Source organism: Streptomyces doebereineriae (assembly GCF_031845645.1).
In the GTDB taxonomy this organism is placed as follows: Bacteria; Actinomycetota; Actinomycetes; order Streptomycetales; family Streptomycetaceae; genus Streptomyces; species Streptomyces canus.
Window position 1 is genome coordinate 1 of the sequence record NZ_JAVREZ010000225.1, and the last position, 466, is coordinate 466.

The 466-nt window shown below is 69.3% G+C and carries 1 pseudogene; it reads left to right on the forward strand.

What is annotated here, in order from left to right:
* A pseudogene (locus RNB18_RS51585) lies at positions 1 to 466 on the forward strand (pyridine nucleotide-disulfide oxidoreductase); the annotation flags it as partial.

Sequence of the window (466 nt, forward strand, 5' to 3'; positions counted from 1 at the left end):
GGAATGGAGTTCTGCACCGCCTACGCGCTGGCCCCCGAATGGGGCGTTCACACCAAAGGCCGAATGCTGCAGTGGGGCAGCTTCTATGACGAGCACGGTCGCCCGTTCACCACCCAGCGCGGGCTGAGCGGGCGCCAGGATGCGCAGCGGGCCCTGACCCGCGGCGAGCGGGTGTTCGCCCGGCTGGACCGGGCACCCGAGAACATCCGCCAGACCATGCGCGACGCCCAGCCGAACTACTTCCTGCCGCTGGACAAGGCCGGCATCGATCCGTTCACCACCGCCTACCCGATCCGGATGGTGTACGAGGGATCGGTGCGCGGCACCGGCGGTCTCCGGCTCGTCGGACCCGATTGCGCGACAACGGTTCCCGGACTGTATGCGGCAGGTGATGCCGCGACCCGCGAGCTCATCACCGGCTCGCTGTCCGGTGGAGGCAGCCGCAACGGCTCGTGGGCGATCGCTT